Source organism: Streptomyces sp. OZ13, from assembly GCF_052068155.1.
Taxonomy (GTDB): Bacteria; Actinomycetota; Actinomycetes; order Streptomycetales; family Streptomycetaceae; genus Streptomyces.
This window is the reverse complement of record NZ_JBQHCZ010000058.1, coordinates 1-581: the sequence shown is the minus strand read 5'-3', so window position 1 is coordinate 581 and position 581 is coordinate 1. Positions and strand designations below refer to the sequence as shown.

Annotated in this window: 1 protein-coding gene; it reads left to right on the top strand. The window is 65.2% G+C overall.

Annotated elements, in window-relative coordinates; translation table 11 throughout:
* Nucleotides 1-84: 84 nt before the first annotated feature.
* The coding region (locus ACTMTU_RS36070; RefSeq protein ID WP_441267648.1) for a helix-turn-helix domain-containing protein at nt 85-581 on the top strand (497 nt) is incomplete at its 3' end.

Sequence of the window (581 nt, the reverse complement as noted above, 5' to 3'; positions counted from 1 at the left end):
AGCCGCGAAGCGGCGGAGTTCTCTGCGCATCTGTTCTGACCTGCACTCTCTTCCGTCGTCAGTGGCGGCTGTTAGGTTCGGATCATGACGACAGCAGCGATGGCCGAGCAGGTTGCCGGGTATGCCCGGTACACCTATCGGTTGCGGCTGTCGTCGACCGCCCGTACCGCGCTGGAAGCGGAGTGGGGCCGATGTCGCTGGGTGTGGAACGAGTGCGTGGCGATGTCCCGCAAGGTCCACAAGCTCAACAAGGACGCTGAGACGAAGACGACGTGTGGTCCGGCGCAGCTCGACAAGATGCTGACCGAGGCGCGTCGTTCGATGTCCTGGTTGCGCGAGGGTTCCAGCGTTCCGCAGCAGCAGGTCGTCCGGGACTTCGCCAAGTCCCGGGCGAAGGCTCTCAAGGACATCAAGGCGAAGCTGCCGATGCGGCAGCGGGCCGGGATGCCCCGGATCAAGCGGAAGCGTGAGGCCGCGCCCTCGCTGAATTACACGACCCGAGGTTTCCGGCTCAAGGACGGCCGTCTGCACCTGGCGGGCGGGATCGTTGTGACGGTGGTGTGGTCGCGACAGCTGCCCAA